Annotated in this window: 1 protein-coding gene; it reads left to right on the plus strand. The window is 31.9% G+C overall.

The window, feature by feature from the left end:
• A partial coding sequence (locus L950_RS25530) for an IS3 family transposase (RefSeq protein WP_021191352.1) occupies nt 1-222 on the plus strand: 222 nt, incomplete at its 5' end.
• Between the last annotated feature and the right edge of the window lie 305 nt (nt 223-527).

Below are 527 nucleotides of genomic sequence, written 5' to 3' on the forward strand. Positions count from 1 at the left end.
AAAGGTAATTGCTGGGACAACGCAGTAGCAGAGAGCTTCTTTAAAACACTTAAAGCCGAATGTGTCTATCAATACAAGTTCATTGACAAAGAGCACGCAGCACGCATTGTATTCGAGTATATTGAGACTTGGTACAATCGTAAAAGGCTACATTCTGCACTTGGATACGTGTCCCCAGAGGAATTCGGAAGAAATTTAAACAAACAAAATATTGCAGCTTAACCGAATGTTACTTTATTGTTGCAATTCCAGACTTTGTTTCTTGAGAAGTATTAAAGAGATCTTCCAATGACTAAAATTAAGTTAAATATAGCGTGCAGCATGGTCACATGTAAAAAACCGAATTTCCTTATCATTTACAATAAGAAAATTGCTAATATTAGTCCCATGTGAAAAGAATAAATAATCTGGTAAAAAAGAGCAATGAATAGAAGCAAAAGCATAGCAGATATAATTATTGCTAAATATTTATTGTTTTTAAAAAAATTATAAGTCAGTAAGAATTTTATTGGGATAAACTTGAAAAA

Source organism: Sphingobacterium sp. IITKGP-BTPF85 (assembly GCF_001006065.1).
Taxonomy (GTDB): domain Bacteria; phylum Bacteroidota; class Bacteroidia; order Sphingobacteriales; family Sphingobacteriaceae; genus Sphingobacterium; species Sphingobacterium anhuiense.